This is a genomic window from Bradyrhizobium sp. YCK136 (assembly GCF_044570075.1).
Lineage (GTDB): Bacteria > Pseudomonadota > Alphaproteobacteria > Rhizobiales > Xanthobacteraceae > Bradyrhizobium > Bradyrhizobium diazoefficiens.
Map to the genome: position 1 here is coordinate 6203699 of NZ_CP172424.1, position 19960 is coordinate 6223658.

Here is a 19960-nt window from a genome sequence, read left to right on the forward strand (position 1 = left end):
GCCGCGCCCTCCTCCGTCATTGCGAGCGTAGCGAAGCAATCCAGAATCTTGCCGCGGAGGTAGTCTGGATTGCTTCGTCGCAAGAGCTCCTCGCAATGACGACGGAGAGAGAGGCAACCTGCCGCTACGACTTGCTGCCGGCAACCGCCGCCACGGGCGCGGCGCTTTCCTGTTTCTGGAACATCAACAGCGGCCGGAAAATGATGCGGCCATAGGCCTCGTAGTGGTTCTGGGTCGAGACCGCCATCTTCAGCGGCGTCGCGTAGTTTGCCTCAAAGGTCATGAACGGCGCGTAGGTCCAGGAGAAGCCGACGCCGACCGAGCCCAGTTCGGTGACGCCGGGGAATGTCGAATATACCGCACCCCAGTCGGTGAAGACGTAGGTGTCAAAGCCCTTGAGCCATGACGACCAATTGTAGTGCAGCTCGGCGTTGAAATAATAGCCGCTGTCGCCGGACGCCGAGTAGGAGGGATAACCACGCACGGTGGTCGGACCGCCGATCGAGAAGATCTGGTCGCCCGGCAGCAGCTTCTCCTGCGTGTACTGCCAGCTCGCAAGCACGTTGGCGCTGAAATTCGCCGGTCCCGCCGCGCTGGTCGCGATCAACGAGCCGGTATAGGTGTTGAACGCGCGGTTGTTGCCGAGCACGTGGTCCTGCCACGCGATGTAGTTCACCGCCGGCGAGACCGTGATCGAATAGCTGTTGCCGGAATTGGTCACCGAAAATCCGGCCGTGGCCTTGTCGTAATGATCGTCGGTGACGGCGACCGTGGCGAAGCGGCTCACCGTCTTGCCCTCGGTCTCGGCGGCGTTGAACAGCACCAGCCAGTTCTGTGTCACCCAGATCGGCTGGCTGAAATTGATCGCGGCCTGGCTGGAGCGTCCGGTGACGTCGAGCGCGACGAACGGTCCCTGGATGATCTTGATCTTGCCTTCGGTGTAGCTGACGCCGACGCGGCCGCCCCAGGGATTGACCGGAATGCTGTAGGCGGCGTTGCCGTTGAGATTGCCGTCGGAGCGCACGCCATAGAAGGTCAGGCGGTCGTCGACGCCGAACAGGCCGTGGCGCTTGTAGAACGTGCCGCCTTCCCAACGGCCGGTGTTCTCCACGCCCTGGTTGTCGACGAAGAGCTGCAAGGTATCGATCGGCGGCTCGATCACAGCGAACTGCAGATCGGTCAGGCCGAAGCTCGTGCCGGGCTGGAGCAGCGCCTTGATCTGCACATCGTTGGTGCGGTTGAACCAGATCACGTCGCGATTGAGCTTTGGAACGTCGAAGACTTCGCCTTCCGGCTCCTTGACGCGCTGAAGGATGTAGTCGGTGCGAGTCTGCTTGTTGCCTTCGATGGTCGTCTTCTGGAGCCGGCCTTCGGTCAGCTTGATCTTGACCACCCCGCCCTTGGCATCCTGATCGGGCAGCGTCGCGATGCCGGTGACGATGCCGCGCGCGGTGTAGACGGCATTGATGTCGGCGACGAGCTGCAACAGCGAGGCGATGTCGACATCCTTGCCGACATATTTCTTCGCGATCTCGTCGAGCTCCGCGGGCGTGATGAACTTCGACGCGTCAAACTCCACCTTGCGCAGGCGGAATTTCGGCCCGCCCGGTTTCAACAGCTGGGACTTCTCCCGCTCGCCGCCAATCACCGCCGGCCCGTTGATCTTGGGCGGCGCGCTCTGCTGTTCGAGCTGCCGGCGCTGCCGGTCGACGTCGTTCTGGATCACGCCGGGATTGATCGACTGGGAGCGCGCGGAGACAATGCAGCAAGCTGCCAGCCCGACCCCCAATGCTGCCCCCAGGATCCGCATCCCGCTACCACGCTTCCGCGAGACGGCCAACGGCCGGCTTCGCTGTTTCAATCGCGGCGTCCTTCCAGCCCTGACGTCCCGTACGCTGCCCTTGGCGGCGCAGCTTGCGCATGTCGCTCAGCCCCTCGATATTGACGGCGGGACCGGAACCGATGGTTTCGACCGGTCGCGGCGTCAGCAGCGCATCGAGACGCGCCTGGCCGGAGAGGCCGAGCAGGTAGAACGTCCCGCCGTCCTTCTTCGCAATCCAGGTTTCGATGCTCTCGCTATCCTCGCCGTCGACGGAAATGTTGCGCACCATGCTGGCGCCGGTGAAGTTGCTGCAGCAGATGTGGTTAGGACCGTAATTGGTGACGGTTGCCGAGATGTCGCCGGTGTAGAACACCACATAGGCATTGCTGACATTGGCGTTGCCGACCTGGCTCATCGTGAACACGCCGTCCGGCTGGTACAGCTGGATCGTCGGCCCGTTGGACGGCGCCAGCGTGCGGTTGTTGAGCAACACCTGCTGCGTGGCGGTGGTGAGCAGGAGCTGGCCCGGGACATAGCCGTTCAGGATCGTCACGGCGTGCGCATCGGTGAAGAAGTTCGCGTCCACCACCTTGAACTGGTTGACGATGATGCTGTCCGGGTCGATCGAGATGTTGGCGGACTTCGCAACGCCGCCGTTGTAGCCGGTGATGTTCATGATCAGCGGGACCGCTGGGTTCGAGCGGATCTGCTCGCCCCTGACGTTGATCGTGTCTGCCGCAAGATCGAGCTCCCTGACGACGCTGACCCAGCCGATCGTCAGGTCACCCGACGAGGTCATCTTGACGGTGTCGCCGCTGATCCGGTCGAACGAGACCGATCCGGCCACCTCGAAATGTGTATCGCCGTGCGCTGAGATTGATCCGCCGCGGAGCGAGCCCGTGTCGGACTTGACGTCGAGGTCACCGGCATCGCCCGGGATACCCGTCGTGGTAAGCTGGCTGAAGACAATGTCGTTCACGGCGTGCACGGTCTGCGTGCCGCCGCTGGTGGCGGTGCCAACAGTGATCCCTCCGGCGGTCGCGGTGATGCCGAGCGTGCCGCCCACGTTGAGATTATCCCAATGAACGACCGTTCCGCCCAGGACCGCGTTGCCGGTCGAGGCTGTGAGGTTATGACCGGTGTTGGTGCCCGCCGCGATCAGCCTGGCCGAGCCGTTGGCCGTGACCGACCCCAGCGTCGGCACGCCACCGGCCATCACCGTCTGCGCCAGGATGAAGCCGTTGTCGGCATTGACATTGATACTGCCGGCATCGCCGGTGATGCCCGTGGCGGTCAGGGCGTTGAACGTCACGTTGTCCCGGGCGTGGATAGTCTGCGCGCCGCCGCTCTGCGCGGTCTGGAAGGTGATGCTGCCCTGGCTCGCCGTCGCGCCCAGCGTCGTGCCGACGTTGAGGACGTTCCAGTTGATCGGGCCGCCGCTGGCCGTCAGCAGCCCCGCGCCGGTCGTTGCGGCGAACGTGTTGCCGGTGATGGTCGTGGCGGCAACCAGGCTCGCCGAGTCATGGGCCGAGACCGAGCCCTGGCTCGTCACGCCGCCCGACGTCACCGTCTGCGCCAGGATGAAGCCGTTGTCAGCGGTGACATTGATGCTGCCGGCATCGCCGGTGATGCCCGTGGCGGTCAGGGCGTTGAGGGTCACGTTGTCGCGGGCGCGGATGGTCTGCGTGCCGCCGCTCTGCGCGGTCCGGAAGGTGATGCTGCCCTGGCTTGCCATCGCGCCCAGCGTCGTGCCGACGTTGAGCGTATTCCAGTTGATCGGGCCGCTGCCGGCCGTCAGCAGCGCCGAGCCCGTCGTCGTAGCGAGCGTGTTGCCGGTGATGGTCGTGGCGGCAAGCAGCGTCGCCGAGCCGTTGGCCGAGACCGCGCCCAGGGTGGTCACGCCGCCTGATGTCACGGTCTGGGCCAGGATGAAGCCGTTGTCGGCAGTGACATTGATGTTGCCGACGTCACCGCTGTTGCCGGTGGTCGCGAGCGACTTGAATGTCACGTTCTGGCTGGCATGAACCGTCTGCGAGCCGCTGCTGTCGGCGGTGCCGATGACGATGCTGCCGTTGTTCGCGGCGGCACTGAAGCTACCGCTCGCGCCGGTCGCGGTGCCCGCCAGCACCTGGTCGAGCGTCAGGCCGCCCGTGCCGATGATGTCCACGCGGCCCTTCACTGCAGACAGCAGGCTCGCCTCGGTATCGGTCAGGGCCTTCAGGTAGATATCGCCGGCGCTCGCGCTCGCCGACAGCCGTGCCGCCCTGAGGGCGAACCGGGTCGTCGCGTTGCCGATGCCGTTGGATGCGCTCAGCGAAACTTCGGCGCCCGAGCCGGACGCGACCAACTTGGTCTGGCCGTCGCCGTTGTCGATGATCGCTCCGAGCGAGGCGACGCCGCCCGCGGTGACGATGATCGAGGGCGCGTTCGGGGCCGCCGCGTAAGACAGCAACGAATTCAGCTGGCCGATCGTCGCATCGCCCGTGGTGGTCACCGAGATCACGCCCGCCGCGTTGATGGCCGAATAGGCGCCCATCGACAGCGTCGCAGCGACCAGCGTCACGCCGCTCGAGCTGCTGGTCGCGACCACCGGCGCCGCGCTGGTGCCGGCGGCGAAAGTCATGCCGCGATTGGCAAGCAGCTGCATCAGGCCGTCGCTGGTGATGCTGGTATTGATGGTGAGCACGCCGCGCGGCACGTTCAGCGTCAGGGCGCCGCCGGCCGTCAGCGCCCCGTAGGTACCGCTCGTGCCGACCATCAGATCGCCGGCGACCGCGAGGATGCTGAGGTCGCCGACCGCCGAGCCGGTCACCGCGCCCGAGATGTTCACCTGCAGCGGCTGGAAGGTCGAGCCGTTGAAGCCGATGTTACCGCCGGCACGCAGATCGAGGTCGGTGCCCAGGATGTGGATCGCCGTCCGATCCGTGAAGTCGGCTTCGGCGTAGATGCTGCCGGCCGCGGCGAGCTGGATCGCATTGCCGGCCGAGATGTTGCCGAGGATGAGATCGCCGGTGGTCTGCTTCACATAGATGCCTTGCGCCGACGAGACCTGGTCGAGCTGGTCGTTGCTCGGATCGGCGAACGCGATCTGAAGCGCGTTGGTGTTGGTCGCGGGATTGCTTCCGGCGGCCCCGGGGGCACCGACACTGCCGCGCTCCGCGATCAGGGTCAGGTTGCCGATATCACCTGATATGACCGGCCCGCTCACATTGGCGAAGATGCTGGTCACGGCGTCGAGCTTGACGTCGCCGCGGCCGGTCACCTGGATGCCGCCAACCTGCGCGGCCGCGATCGGGCCGTAATTCGCGGTGACGCCGCCGAGCGCGAGGCTGTTCTTGCTGCCGAGATAGATGTTCGTCAGCGCCTTGGCCGAGATCGCGATCGGGTTGTCGACGACGACGAGGTTCTGCTGCGACAGGCTGACCGTATAGGTCGTCACATGGGTCGTCGGGTCCGTGACCGCGCCGACGGTGAGCTGGCCGGGACCGGCGGTGGCGAGCAATCCCCTCTGCTCCGGCGTCAGCGACGAGGAATCGACGCTGGTGAAGGTGAACGTCTGGGGCGCGGCCGAATTGCCGACCGAGCCGCGCGGCGCATAGAGCATGATCTGGTTGGCGCTGACATTGGCCACGACGTTCTCGTCGATCGGCGGCGGCGCCGCGCCGACGGCCGACGACGACACGGTGTAGGCGAGCTGGCTCTGCGTCCACTGCGAGCCCGCGGTGATGATGCTGTAAACCCGCTCGGTCGATGCGAGCGTGTAGCTGTAGTTCGCATTGTAAGCGCCAAGCGCCGTTTGAAGCGCCGTGTTGCTCGGCATCCGCTGGCTGGTGGTCGCCACGCCGTCGAACAGCTTGGTGAACAGGGTCGTCGACAGCGAGCTGCCGAACAACGTCGCCAGCGGATCTGCGGGTGCGGTGCCGAGCAATGTCGTCAGCGAGCTCTTGAGCTCGTCGGTGGTGATCTTCCCGAGCAGGAACTGATCCCTCAGGAATCGCGTCGTGGCCTCGACCTGCATCTGCGTCGTCGTGACATTGGCGGGGTCGATGCCGAGCTTGGCAGCCACCTGCGCCCGCAGCACCGTCAGCCCCACCGAGGTCGGGTTGTAGGTGCTGCCGTTCGTGAACGCGATGTTCTTGAGCTGGAAGTAGTCGTTGTAGGCCGACGTCACCATCGACTGGTAGCTGTTGACGGCGTTGGTCGCCGCATTGCCGCTGAGCAGGTCGAGGCTGGCCCAGACGTCCTGCAGATGCTGGCTCTGCGCCTGGGTCAGGCCAACCGCCGCCCGGCCGTTCAGGATGTTGGCCGGATTGTTGTCGGAACCCGCCGCTTCCAGGAAGACCGGGCCGCCGCTCGACTGCACCGTGCCGAGGCGCAGATCGCCCTTGGACTGGACGATGTAGGTGCCGGTCGCCGAGGCGCTGTCGAGAACGCCGCCATCGACCGTGCCGTTGGCCTGAACCGTCCCCGTCGCCTGGATCACCAGCGGATTGATATTGGTCAGGGTGGAGGCGTTGTTGACGACGGCGCTCGTCGCGCCGATCGCACCGGACGTGGAGTTGATCTCGATATTCTTGCCGATCACGACCGGGTTGGCGACGTTGTAGGCGGAAGCCGAGTTGATGTCGCCGGTCGCCGACAGGAAGACGTTGCCCTGCGGCGTGGCGCCCGCGGCATTCACCTTCACCTGGTTGATCGACAGCGCCCCGATGGCCGAGATCGCGATGTCGCGGTCGATCGAGCTCGCGGTCAGGCTGCCGCCATAGAGCTGCACCTGGACGGGCGCCTTGGTGGTGCCGAGCGTGCCGATACCGCCGTCACCCCGAAGCGTCACGCTCGTCCCCGAGATCACCGGGTTGTTGGCATTGGCGCCGACGGTGATCGACGAGTTGGTGCCGGTGGCGGCAAGCGTCGTCGTGCCCTGCTGGTTGTTGATCGACCCGTTGATGACGATGCCGGAGGTCGAATTGACCACGACGTCGCTGCTACTGCCGCCGATGAACTTGATGTTGATCGGGTTCGACGCCTTGACCGTGTTGGTCAGCGTGAGCGTCAGGTGATCATAGATCGCCTGGTACCAGTTGTACTGGGCGTCCGCGCCGCAGCACGCGTTGGAATGGGTGTTGAGTCCAACGGGGCTCCCATCCGGATTCACGCCTCCCGCCCAGTGATAGCTGCCTGTGGCGGTGGTGACTTTCTGATAGTTGCTGCTCTGCGTGCCTGAAACCAGGTTGGTCGAACGGGTCCAGTTCTCGCCGGTGACCTGATTGGGCGTGAAGCTCCAGCCATAGTCGAACTGCGTGCTGGTGGGTAGACGATCCAGCGTCGCGGTGTCGACCCATTGATAGAGCATGTTCTCCTGCGTCGCGTACTGGACGCCCGCCGTACCGGTCCTGGCCGTAAGCATCGACGGATCGATCGCGGCCGCAGTGACACTGTTGGTCTCGTACCGCGACACCTGCTGGCTGCTTGCAGCCTTGGGATCGTAAACCCACCACGTCGTCTTCCCCTTGAGCTGGTCGACGATCTCGACCACGCTCTGGGCAGTGACGCTGGTATTGATGGTGTGACGAGCTGGAGCCCGCTGGTGTTGTTGACGGTGACCGTGCCGGCGCCGCCTTTGATCTCGATGTTACCCTGGGTCTGGGTGTTGTCGGTCGAGGTCGAGATGATCTTGCCGTTGAGGTAGACGTAGCCGCCGGCGCCCTGCGCCACGCCATTCAGGATGAGCTGGTCGGTGAGAGCGTTGTACCTGACCCCGATCTTGGCGTCGCCGCTGGCCGACGCCGTCACGGAGCCCGAGATGTCGTAATAGACGCCGTTCCGCGCATTGGCCTGGGCCGCGGCAAAATCCGCGCCGCCGTTGCGATTCTTGAGGCCGTTGCTGCCATAGATGGCATCGTACGCAGCGGCGCCGATGTTGACCGAGTAGTTGCTGCTCGAGCCGGCCTGGATGATGCCGTTGATGTTGATCACCGACGCCGAGATGATGACCGCCTGGCCGCTGATGGTCCGGGTGGCTGTCGCGGTGGCCGGCGAATCCGCGGTCTTCGGCGTGATCGCATCCGGCTGGATGTTGATCACCTGGAAGAAGCCCGAGCTGTCGCAGGCTGACGCACAGTTGAACGGCGTCTTGTACGGACCGCTATCGGTGTAGACGTTGCGGCCGTCATAAGTCGTTTTCTTCCACTGCGCGAGCACGACATTGGCCGAGTCCTGCGACTGCCCCTCGATGATCTTGAGGGTCGCGATGTCAGGCACGCTGCCGGCATCGGGAGTGCTGGTGTTCCCAGGCGTACCCCTGCCCACCGGCAGGAAGATCGATGAATAGAGGCGAGGTGCCGTCGTAATACGTCATCAGCATGCGCGCGGTGAAGATCGTGCTGGCGTCGGCGTTGCCGACGGGTTGATACACTCCGTGGCTGCCGTCGGTGCAGCAGTAATAGAAATAGGGGTGATCGGTTCCCGAAGCGATATGCGGAGCGGTATAGTAGTCGCCGTAGGCGCCGAGATAGGTCGCCGCCGTCATCACCGCGGTCAGCGTGTCTTCCGGCCTGTTTTCAGTGGTGGCCCATTGCGAGGTGACCGCGCTGCCGCTCTCGTAGAAGCTCCCGATACCGCCGAGGAAGGTGAAGGTGCCTTTGGGCACCACGATCTGGACGGTCGCGGCGCTGAGCGACTGCGATGCGACGACGCTGCCGAGATTGTTGATGATCTTGAGCAGGCCGTTCGCGTTGTTGACGGCGCCATTGAAATAGATGTCGGGCGTGCGGGTCAGCACGTTGCCGTTCTGGTCAATGCCTTGACCGGAGTCAGGATCCAGGCGGTTGTAGGTGGCGGAGACGTCGATGACCGGCGTCGCGCTCGGCATCGCGGTGAAGGTCACATTGGAGTGCGAATCCGGGTCGACATGGTCGATCTGGCGATAGGTGATGTTACCTCCGGTCACATCGGTGACCGTGAGGTTGCCCAGGCTCATGAAGTCGAGGCCCTTGTTCTCGATCTTGATCAAAGGCGAGCTGCGCGCGATGACCGCGGGCGCGGCAGGATTCGTGCCGCTGTTTCCGGTGAGCTTCTGCGCCAGGATCGAGGCGTTGCCGGCGGACACCAGGATGTCGCCGAACGCAAAGGCGTTGCCGGGCGCGTCGGAGGTGAACGGCGCCTGCTTGATCAGCGTATCGATCTGCCGCTGGATGTCGCCGGTCGGATCGGTGCCGGACGGCGACATGCTGGCGGGCGACGTCGGCGTCGCCGCCGCGAGCTGCGCGCGGACCTGCGCCGCGATCAGGCCGGTCAGCGTCGCCAGCTGGCTGACGACGAGATCGTAAGGATTGAAGTTGCCGACGATAGTGTACTGGACCGTCTGGTGGTTCCAGCTCATCACCGAACTGAAGTGGTTGACGTCGGAGACGGACTCGAGGACCGACGAGGAGCCGTTGGTCAGCGTCGAGTCCGGACTGGTCGTGCTCAATGTCGGCGTGGATGCGCCCAGATTGATCGTGATCGTCAAATCGTTGTTGACGCCAGCAACCACCCGGCCGTTGAGCGCGACGTCGCCGGTTCCACTGGTGTGGCTGTGGTTGTCGCTGTTCTTGGCGCTGAAGATGTCGAGATACGGGTTGTAATTGCTGCCGTTGCCGGTGGCCGTGACCTGCCCCTGCGTGCCGCCGAGATAGATGTCGCGCGCGCCGAGAATGCTCGAGGTCGGAGCGAGCGTCAGGCTCGTGGTGTCCTCGGCATTGGCCGTGCCGCGATAGAGCGCGGAGATCGGAACGGCGGTGTTGTTGTAGACGACCGTCGTCGCCGTCGCCTGCACGCTGCTGAAGACGGTGCCGTCACCCGCGAGGCCCGCATAGATGGTGATGTCGCGCCAGGCCACAATCTTCGCGCTGTCGCCGACATTGACGGACTGGTTGGCGTGAACCCAACTGTTGGTGCTGGCCCCGACGCCCGCGATCGCGCCGTATAGGCTGGCGTTGGCGTTGTTCGCCGCCGCCATCTTAGCCGCCGTGCCGATATAGATCTTGCCGGCGCTGAACAGCTCGCGGGCATTGATGTTAACCGCGAGCGTGGCATTCGCCGTCATGTTGGATTCGGCGCCGCCGCCGGCGAAGAAGCTGGCCGTGGCGAGGCTCGCGGTGTCGTTGGCGTTCAGCGTGTTGTAGGCCTCGATATTGATGAACGCCGCCGACGTCCGCGGATCGTCGTTAAGGCTCAGCACCGTGCCGGCACCGATATTGGTGTTGACGTGCTGGGTGACGGTCGAGGTGCTGAGTGCGGCAGCCCCCGAGAACGATCCGCCGGAGCCCGACCGCGCGCCGCCGCCGCCCTGGTTGACGATGTCGTTGGCGATGACGACCATGTTGCCGCCCGCCGAATTGATGATCAGGTGCGTTCCGATCTCGGCAGTGGTGGTCGAGTCGACGTCGTTCTGCGCCTTGCCGGCGGAGACGCCGGCCGTGGAGGCCTGATAGGCGTCACCGCTGGCCACGTAGTTCGTGGTGTGCGTCGCCTTGATCGTGAGGCCTCCGAGATAGATCGTGTCATCCGTCGTGCCGCCGTCGAACCGCGCATTCGTCACGGCGGTCGAGCTGGTGGTGGCGACCGCTGCCGCCCCGGCGTAGGTACCGCCCGCGCCGACCGTCGCGTTGGAGACATTGGTGTCCGTCCCATCCGCCCGGATGGTGAGCTTACCCGTGTAGCTGCCCCGGTTGAGAGCATCCATATCCGCTGGCGCGCCCAGATAGGCGTAAGTCTGCGCGTTCGACGACGTCTGCGCGACGGTGGCGCCGAGCGCCAGGAACCCGCTCGAAATGCCTGTCGCCTCGGCATACTGGGCGCTGTCGTTTTCAGCCTTGATGGACACGTCGGCATTCGGAAGCCGAATCCCCGTCCCGCCATAGGCTTTGACCGTCGCGTTTTCGGAGGCCTTTGCGTAGCTGCCTTGTGCGCCGATCAGCGAGCCGCCGCCACCAGCGAGCGCCTTGGCCCAGGTCGTCGTGCCGTAGATCGGCGTCGTGGTCGTTCCGTTGGTCTGCGTACCGATGATCGGGACGAGCGCCATGGCGGTGACGCCGAGCTTACCGCCCGAGAAGCTGGTGTTGTCGCCGACATCCGCGGTCACAGTGGCTTCGACCGTCGACTGGGCGATGGCAACGCCGACCGCGCCGCCGCCGACCGAAACACCAATCGCCTCGCTCGACAGATTAGGCGTGATCGCAGCCCCCACCAGCGTGCCGTCACCGGTCGCTGACGTGGTGATCGCTGCGCCGGAACCGATCTCAGCGAGCACGCCCGAGTTCTCGTGGGCCTCCGCATCCGCGCCGGTGCCGGAAACGATGCCGCCCGAGAGCGCCGTTGCCGTCGAGCTCAAAATGCCGGCGCCCGAGGCCCCGACACCCAAGGTCGAGGTGTTGATGGTGGCACCGTCCAGCACCCGCGCTGCGACCGAGCTTCTCCGGCTTGCCGTTGCGACAGAAGCGCCGACGGCCACAGCACCGGCGCTCGCACCACCGGTGAAGACGACCTGGCTCGTCGAATCCTGCGCCAGGACGGCGACGCCGTTGCCGCCCGTGCCGGTAATCTGGCCGCCAAGCAGGGCCACCACGGTGTTGCTGACATTGCCGACCGCCACGGCGGCCTGAGCGCCGAAGTAGAGCGCCGCACCACCGGCTATCGCCTCGGTGTCGATGGTTTTTCCGGCATAAGGCCCGTCGGTGGCGTCCTTGGCGATCGCCACGACGTTGACGGCGGGCGCCGAGACAGCCAGAGGCGTACCCGCGGCCACCAGATCGCCGGAGCCGTTGCGTCCGTAGTCACTCAAATTGGCGACCACGGTGCTGTTGACGCTGGTGTAGCCGATGCCGGCGCCAATGCCGAGATTCTTGGCAAAGCCCGCGCCGAGCAGATACATCTTGGCCGCGTTGGCGCTGGTGGCCGAGACGTTGACTTGCGTGCCCGTGACGTTGCCGCCCGCGATCTGGGCGATGACCGCGTCATTGCCGCCGCTCAGGATATTGCTGACGTCGTAGGTCGAGCTGACATTGGCACTGTTCGGATTGCCGGCCGTGCCGCTCGCGACGGCACCACTGCCATGCGTGTTGCTGGTGCCGCTGTTGACGAACGCGATGGTGCCGTTGCCACCTTGGTTGAGCTGGCCGGTCTGCTGGCCCTGCGTGTCGGCGTCCGCGGTGTTGGTGCCGATGATGATGACGCCGACGGTCGCGCCGATGCCGGCGCTGCCGCCGATGCCGGCGGTGACCGCGTAGGACAGCACCTCCTTGGTGCTGAGCGCGTTGACGTTGATCGCGCCTGACGAGTTCAGATTGCTGTTCCAGCTCTCGGCAACGGTCCGGCTCTTGAACACGATGACGTTGGCCGCAGCGCCGACGCCGACCCCTCCTCCGCTGGCGCCGACCGCGAGCGCGCCCGCGATCTCCTTGATCGCGACGTCCTCGTTGGCGTTGACCGTGACCGCGCCGGCCGCACCGCCCGTCACCCCCTGCAGCGTGGTGTCGTAGACGCCGGCGATGGTGTTGTTGTTGGCGACCTCGATGTTCGCCATGCCGGCGATCGCGGCGGTGCCCGTCGAGAGCGCGCCACCGATTGCATAGGCCTCGAAGCGGTTCTTGGTCTTGGCTTCGACGTCGAGCGCACCGCTCAAATTGAGCGCGGTGGTGTGCGCGGCGCCATTGCCCTGATAGCGGAACTCATCGCCGACATAGGCCAGCGTCCGGTTCGAGGAGACCTGGACCAGGAACGCCGCGCCGATCGCGGCCTGGCTGCCATAGGCACCAGAGCCGTTCGCGGAGAAGATGCCGGTGTTGTTGTTGGCGTTGACCGTCAGCGACGAAGCGGTCAGCGCGCCGCCGTCGACATAGGCTTCCATGGTCGCCTGGAAGACGTTCAGGCCGACCGAGCCGCTGTTGAAGCCGATCGCAATCGAGGACGCATCCTGCTCCGCATTGGCCTTCACGGTCACGGCGCCCAACGTCGCGCTCGACGACTGGACGCCGCCGACCGTGGCATTGGTGATATAGGCGAAGGTCTCGCGCGACATCGTCGTCGAGACAATCGTCGCGCCACCGCCGCCGCTGCTGCCGTAGGCGATGCCTGCGCCGAATGCGCCGGAATAGGAGAAGCTCGATGCGGCCACCTCGATCTGCGGCTTGAGCGTAGACGAGGTCAGGCGCGTGTCGATGGACGCGCTGTCGATATAGGCTCGTGTCGCCCCGCTCATCACGTTAGTGATCGGGTTGATCATGATCGAGATGCCGCCACTCGCGGCGACCGACGCGACGTTGGTCACGACAGCCTGGTGCGAGCTCGCGACCACGGCGAGGCCGCGCAGGACGTCCTGGTTCTCGGTGAGGTCGGGCGTGGTGTCGGTCGGCGCGTGGGCCGTGCCGAGATCGAAGGCATGGACGAGGGTGCCGTTGTTGACCGACAGCGTATCGGTGGTGCTGGTTCCCAGCGCGTCGACCTTGGTGTTCACCCCGCTGATATAGGCGGCCGTGGTTCCGGTGATCTGGTTGGTCACCAGCGAACCAGCGCCGCCAGCCGCGCCCTTGCTGATCGACAGGGCGCCGGCGAACACGGCCGCCTTGTCGTTGTTGCCCGCGACCACGCCGACATTGTTGGTGGCCGTGACATCGGCCCCGTTGATGCCGTTGGTGCCGGCGGCAGTGATGTTGGCGGTGACGTTGGTCCCCATCAGATTGGTGGCGACCGAACCGGCGAGGCCAACCTGCGAGGACATCGCAACGCCAACGGCAACGGTCGAAATGGCGGCATTCGAATTCGCACCGACGGCGACACTGCCGGATGCGGTCAGCTTGGAGCCGGTGACGCCGGCGCTGACGTTGTTGGCGATGCTGCTGTAGACGAGCGCCAGACCCGCGGCGCTTCCTTGCGTCGACGCCCCCGCGATGGCGGCGGTTCCGGTGATGCTGGAATTGTCGGTCGCGTTGACGGAAATGTTCTTGGCCGTGACGCTCGATTGCGTCGTGCTGGACAAATTGTTGCCGATGGCCGCCGAGACGGTGTTGCCGATCGAGCTGATCGTCGTGCCGCCGACGCCCGCGAACTGTCCGGTCGCAAGGCCGAAGCCGATCGTGACAGCCTGGATCTTGGAGGAATCGATCGCGCTCACGCTGACATTGCCGTTGCTGCCGGCCGTCATCAGGACGTTGGCGATATAGGCCGAGTGCGTCGTCGCAACGGTGTTGTAGACGATCGAGGCGCCGACATTGTTCTTGCCGGCCTGGATCAGGCCCGCAACGGAGACGATGCTGGCGCCCGGACCGTTGCCCGCGCCGTCATTGAGCGCAGCCGCGCTGAAGTCGATGCAGTTCTGCCCGCCGGTGCCGCCGGCGACCGTACAGGTGTCCGAGGCGAGATGATTGTTGTTCGACTTCTTGACGAGGTTGCCGAGCGCCGTGTCCAGTGCCGACACCGCGCCGCTGTCAGCCAGCACCGTCACGCGGCCGACATTGATGCTCACCGTCGAGCCGCTGTTGATGTAGGCCGTGGTGGTCGGCGTGATCTCGCTGACGACGACCGCGCCGGCGAGCCCGTTGGACCCCGCCCCGCCCGAGGCCGCACCAGCCGCAATCACGCTGGCGCTGTCGGCCAGCACCAACAGGCTGTCGTAGTTCGAGATCCCTGTGCTGCGGATATGCGCGTCGGTCGCGTTGCCGCCGGTGGGATCGCCGATAGACGCATAGGTCAGCCCGATGCCGACGCCGGCCTGGCCGCCCGTAATGTAGAGGGAGCCGCCGCCGATCGCGATGTTCGTGGTCTGGTAGGCGTCGACCTCGAGCGCCCGGTTGACGCCACTCGCCTGCCCCGTGATCGTCGAACTCTCGATATAGGCGTTGGCGCTGTCGGTGATGATGCCGACCGAAGCGGACAGCGACGCCGAATTGGACTTCGATCCCGCCACGCCGATGGCGACGACCGTTTCCGAGCCGCCATTGAGCGCCTGCACGGTCACCGAACTCTGGTTGTTCATCGTGGTGCCGTAGATATAGGCGAGCGTCGCATTGTTCGACATGGCCGCTGCGATCGCGCCGCCGATCGCAGCCCCCGTGGCGGACCCTCCGGCCAGATTGAGCGCCGCCGAGCCCGAACCGTTGTTGAGCATGGTGTCGTTGAGCGCCTGAACGATCGTGTTGGTCAGCACGGCGCCGCTCGTGGTGTACTTGTTGACCGTCGTATTCCTGATGTAGGCGCTGGTGCCGAGCGAGACGTCGCTCACCGACGAGCTGCCGGCGAGATCGAGACTGAAGCCGCTGGTGCTCGATCCCGAGGTCGAACCGATCTTGCTTGCGGCCGTCGCGACGCCACCGGCCCCGCCGGTCGAGGCCGCGCCCGCGGCGTCCGCCTTGTCGGAGAAGCTGGACGACGCCGGATCGGAGACCGATGCCGCGACGGCGGCCGCGGTGATGCGCCCCGAGGTTGTCGCGCTGAGTGTCAGATTGTCGACATTGACCGCCCCGCTTCCGCCGCTGGTGCCAGCGAACGGATCGTTGGCGCTGAACACGCCGGGCCGGATGTCGGAATGGTTGTCGCCGATATAGGCGGAGGTGTCGGTATTTGCGCCGAGATAGGCGACCGACAAGCCGACCGCCGAACCGCCGCTCCCGTTATAGCTCATCGCGCCGGACAGCGTCACGACCGACAGATCCTGCTGCGCCAGGATGCCGACCGTCGGTGCATAGACGGTGGCCTGGCTCGATATCGACGCGTGCGTCGTGTTGTTCAGGAAACCGAGCGAAGTGATGCCATTCAGCGCCAGCGTGCCGGCAGCCTTGCCGGACGACGGTGCGACAGCGACGAACCGGTCTGAAGTGATCGCGTTGACGGCGATGTCGTCCGCCGCACGCAGCGTCGCGCGATCCGAAACGCCGGCGATGGTATTGGTGTTGAACTGGACGAGATTGAGCGCGCCGCCGACGGAGGAGCCGCCCGAGGTGTTGCCGAACAGGAAGCCGAGCGTGCCGACATTGCCGGCGGCGTCGATCGACGCCGTGGTCGTGGTGGCCGCGATTTGGATGCTGGCGTTGTAGGTATGGACGTCGCCATTGTCCATCCCGACCGACCAGCCGGTGCCACTGCCGCAGGCCGCGGTCGCGCAGGTCGCCGTCAGGCTCGCGCTTCCGGCCACCCACGCCGTCGTGTTGTTGTTCACGACGAAATGATTCAGCGAACCGGCGATGCCGATCGTGTCGCCGGCGTCCGCGGTGGCATTGGCGTAGCTGGTCAGGATGTTGCCGCCGACGCCGAGATTGCCGTTGAGGTGGCTCAGCACCGCGCCCAAACCATCCCACTTCAGCCAGGAATTGGTGATCGGCAGTTCGGTGGTGGCATCGACGGCGATGTTCGCTGCGTTGATCAGTGTGCCATTGCCGACATAGGCGTTCGAATTATGCGTGAAATTGCCCCAGGCGACGGCCGCGCTGATCGCGGTGCTCTCGCCGGACACCGGATCATTCGTGATCGCGCTGGACGTCGCATTGCTGCGAACGCCGCGATCGATGACATTGCTGGCAACGGCAACGTTGCCGCTGGCATAGATGCTCGGCGCGCCGCCGCTCGGATTTTGCGCGATCGCGGCGGTCGCGCTCTGGCTGCTGTTGGCCAGCGACAGCGCGCCTGCGACCTTGAAATCGAAGCTCAACGGCATCAGCGAGCCCATATGGTCCCTGATGATCGACGTCGGCGAGGTGACGGCGCGCAGTCCTCGTTCGATCGCCGCGATTAGCGCCGGCAGGCCGGCGATGGACGAGGCCATCGTGGAATTGCTCGTCGTGTCCGACGTCGCTTCAACGAGAGCGGAGCCGTTCATCCGGTTGGCGGTATCGGTTCCGAGCGATGCGCCGAGCGTCGCGGTCACGGACGTCGTGATGTCGCTGATGGCGAACGCCCCGCCGACGGCGCCGCTCGCCCCCGTCCCGGGTGCCGCGACCGACGTTGCGCTGGTCGAGAAGGAATTGTTGTTGATCGCGCGCACCTTCAGGGTGCTGCCGGTCGTGTTCACCAGGCCCGCCGCAATATGCGCGCCGGTCGCGACGTTGGCGGTCGTCGACACTGATCCCTTGGAATAGGCCACCGTCGGGACGATCTGCGCGCTCGTCGATGCCGCGAGGGCAGAGACGGCGATGGTCGCATCGTTGAGCGCCTTGATCTCGAGGTTTCCGCCGGCGTTGACCGTCGCGCCCGAGGCCACGTTGGTCGTGGCGGTGCCGTCGATCTTGCCGACGACCACGCCCGCCGCGACCGGCGTCAGGCTGCCAAGCAAGGTGGAGGCGACCGCCGGATCCGACGCGGTCTCCGTGGCATGCGCGGAAATGGTGACATCGCCGCGGCCGTTGATGTCGGCATGGCTGTTGATGTTGATGGTCGCAGTGGCGCTTGCCGCGACATAGCCGCCATTGAGCCCGAGCAGCGAGGCGGCCAGCGTCGAGCCGACAAGCGCGAAATCACCGGCCACAGAACCGTTCAGGAAACTTGACACGGCGGTCGAGGTTGCGGTGATCGAGATGATGCCGCCGGTGATCTTGCCGTCGACCGTGATCGCCGTCGCGGCAGTGGCCTGGCCGGACAGCTTGATGTCGCTCGCCGTCGCCCTCAGCGTGACGTTGCCGTCGGCGTAGGTGGTCCCGCCGAAATTGACCGACTGGGCCAGGATCTGCGCGCCATTCATGATCTCGATGTTGGGCGCGTCGATGATGACGTTGTTGGCGTTGCCGGTCGAATGGCCGGAGCCATCGAGACGGCGGGCATCGATCATCGCATGCGCGGCGAGCGTGATGGAATGATCCGCCTGGATGAGGTAGTCTGCACCCGCGCTGAGCCCGGCGAGCGCATTAGCGATGGAGCTGTTCGACAGCGTCACGCCGGAGTCGCCCTGGGCGGCATCGCCCACGACCACGTCGGTGGGGTCGATCAGCAGCGTGCCGGCCTTGCCGTTGTCCGCACTGAGATCGACCTTGATGCCTCTCCCGATGTCGATGATCCCGTTCGCGCTGAAGTCGACGAGACCGGCATTGCCCGTCTTCGCGCTGGCGTCGAACCTGGCGCCGCCCGCGACGGTCAGGTTCTGCGCCGCCTTCAGGCGGATCTCTCCGGCATTGCCGTTTGCGCTTGCGATGTTGAGATTGGCTTTCTTGCCGATATCGATGTTCTTGCCCGCATCGACGGTGATGTTGCTCGGCGTCGAGGTCTTGCTCTGCGCGGTCAGACGCCCGTTGACCCTGGCGTTGTTGACCGCGCCGATATGGATCGAGCCGTTGCTGACGGTGATCGCGCTGGCGCTGCGCAGGCCCTTGGAGTTGACGGAGGCCGCAAACTTCGCGGCGTGATCGAGATTGGCGATGTCGCGCTGGGTGGCGCCGCCGACATAGACGTTCTGCCCGGTCAACCGCACGCCATCCTGCGCATTGACCCGGCCGTAGATGCGGATGTTGCCGTCGGGCGAGACCGGGAACGAGCCGGCCATCAGATTGCCGACGGCCGACTGGTTGATCGCCCCGCCCGCGCCGATCAGGCTGTCGGTGAACTCGCGCGTCGGCGTCGAGACGTTGAGGCTGCCGACATTCACCGTGCCGGAACGGCCGACCACGAACCCCTTGGGATCGGCGAAATAGACGTTACCGCCGATCGCACCGTTCATGTAGGAGTTCAGCGTGCCATTGACGTAGACCGGCGCGTCGCGAACGATGTTGACGAGGTTTTGCGTGCCGGTCGGCAGTTGCAGGTTGACGGTGTTGCCCTGCCCGACGCTGAACTGCGAGAACGAGTTGAAGGCGTTGTTGCCGGAGACCGTCGACGTCGTGACGTTGGTGACGCCGCCGGAGGTCTGCAAGGACGTCCCGGTGCGTCCGTCCGGAACGATGACGTTCGCCGTCTGCGCCTGAACGCGGACGCTGAACACCGGCAGGAAGACCATCTGCATCGCGCAGAGCAGCGACATCGAGCGGAAGCGCGCAAGCCCCCGCAGCGTCGTCAGCTCATCGTTGTTTCGCGTCGCAGATGGTCCGCGCATTTCATATCCTCTTCATCGGCATTGGCGCCGATCCACAACCGGGTGGGAGAATGTCGTCGAAGGCGTCCGGCATCAGAACTGGCCGGGCGGCAGCTTGAAGATGTCGGGGCTCTTGGCGTCGGCTACGTAGAACAGCAGCAGGCTGGTCGGGGTCAGCACACGCTGGTTGTTCTCCTTGTTCTCGAACGTGCCTTGGAGCAGCAGGATCACCGAGCGGTCCTTGGCGTCGCTGCCGCGGAACATCACGATGCCGCCGGCAACCGGCATGTTGACCGCGATGGAATCAGGCTTGAAGCCTTCGCCCATGAAATGGGCGCGCAGGATGTTGGCGTTGGAGAACAGCTTTTCCGGCGTTATCGCCGCGTCGGTCCCCTTCGACCAGACGGCGCCCACCTGGATCAGCGACTTGGACTTGTAGCCGAACACGTAGGAAAGCTCGGCGGTACCGCCGTTCGGCAGCAGCTCGGGAACCGACATGAGGATGCTATGCGTCAGCTCGGACGCGTTGTCCTGCGCCTTGATGGCGTCGGGCTTGGCGTTGAAGTCCTTGATCATCGCCGCGCGCACGTCGGCTTCGCCCATGCCGAACTTGGCGGAGCGGAAGCCGTCGATTGACTTTGCCTTGTCGTCCGCGCCGGCGCTCGGCGCCTCGGTCGTGGCCGCCGCCGGGGCGCCGGCCGCCGGAGCAGCCCCAGCCGCAGCAGCCTTCGGGGCTTGCGCCGCCTTCTGCTTTGGAACGGCGCCCTGAGCCGCCACCGGACCTGTAGCCACAAAGGTGAGAAGGCCGACGAGGGCCGGAACGAGATAGATTTTGCGCATCGAGAACCTTCGAAACAACTTGAAAGAACGCTTCAAAAATCGGCAGTCACGAAATCGGCTTCTCCGAACCGCCGTCGCAACCGAGACGGAAAATGTTGCAATGCCATAAGGCGCTACAAAACATCACGGAGCAGACAAGGCTCGAAACAGCGACTCCTCAGCGGCGTAGGAATACGGTATCGGGTTGCCAAACGCTGCGAATGAACATTCACAAGCGCATTTTTTCATCAATTGTGGATGCCGGCGGTTCGCGCTAAGCATCCGCCTTGGGG

At 65.2% G+C, this 19960-nt stretch carries 2 protein-coding genes and 1 pseudogene; all 3 read right to left on the reverse strand.

What is annotated here, in order from left to right:
• Positions 1-124 precede the first annotated feature (124 nt).
• Positions 125-1810, reverse strand: a complete 1686-nt coding sequence (locus ACFLEY_RS30120; RefSeq protein ID WP_060913006.1) for a ShlB/FhaC/HecB family hemolysin secretion/activation protein — start codon at positions 1808-1810, stop codon at positions 125-127.
• A 4-nt stretch (positions 1811-1814) separates the two neighbouring features.
• A pseudogene (locus ACFLEY_RS30125) lies at positions 1815-18869 on the reverse strand (leukotoxin LktA family filamentous adhesin).
• 72 nt (positions 18870-18941) lie between these two features.
• Positions 18942-19688, reverse strand: coding sequence for a hypothetical protein (locus ACFLEY_RS30130; RefSeq protein ID WP_028172137.1), 747 nt, complete (start codon positions 19686-19688; stop codon positions 18942-18944).
• Positions 19689-19960 lie beyond the last annotated feature (272 nt).

Coding starts and splice junctions, on each gene's coding strand:
- ACFLEY_RS30120 (WP_060913006.1), bottom strand. CDS start 1,810: ATGCGGATCCTGGGGGCAGCATTGGGGGTCGGGCTGGCAGCTTGCTGC.
- ACFLEY_RS30130 (WP_028172137.1), bottom strand. CDS start 19,688: ATGCGCAAAATCTATCTCGTTCCGGCCCTCGTCGGCCTTCTCACCTTT.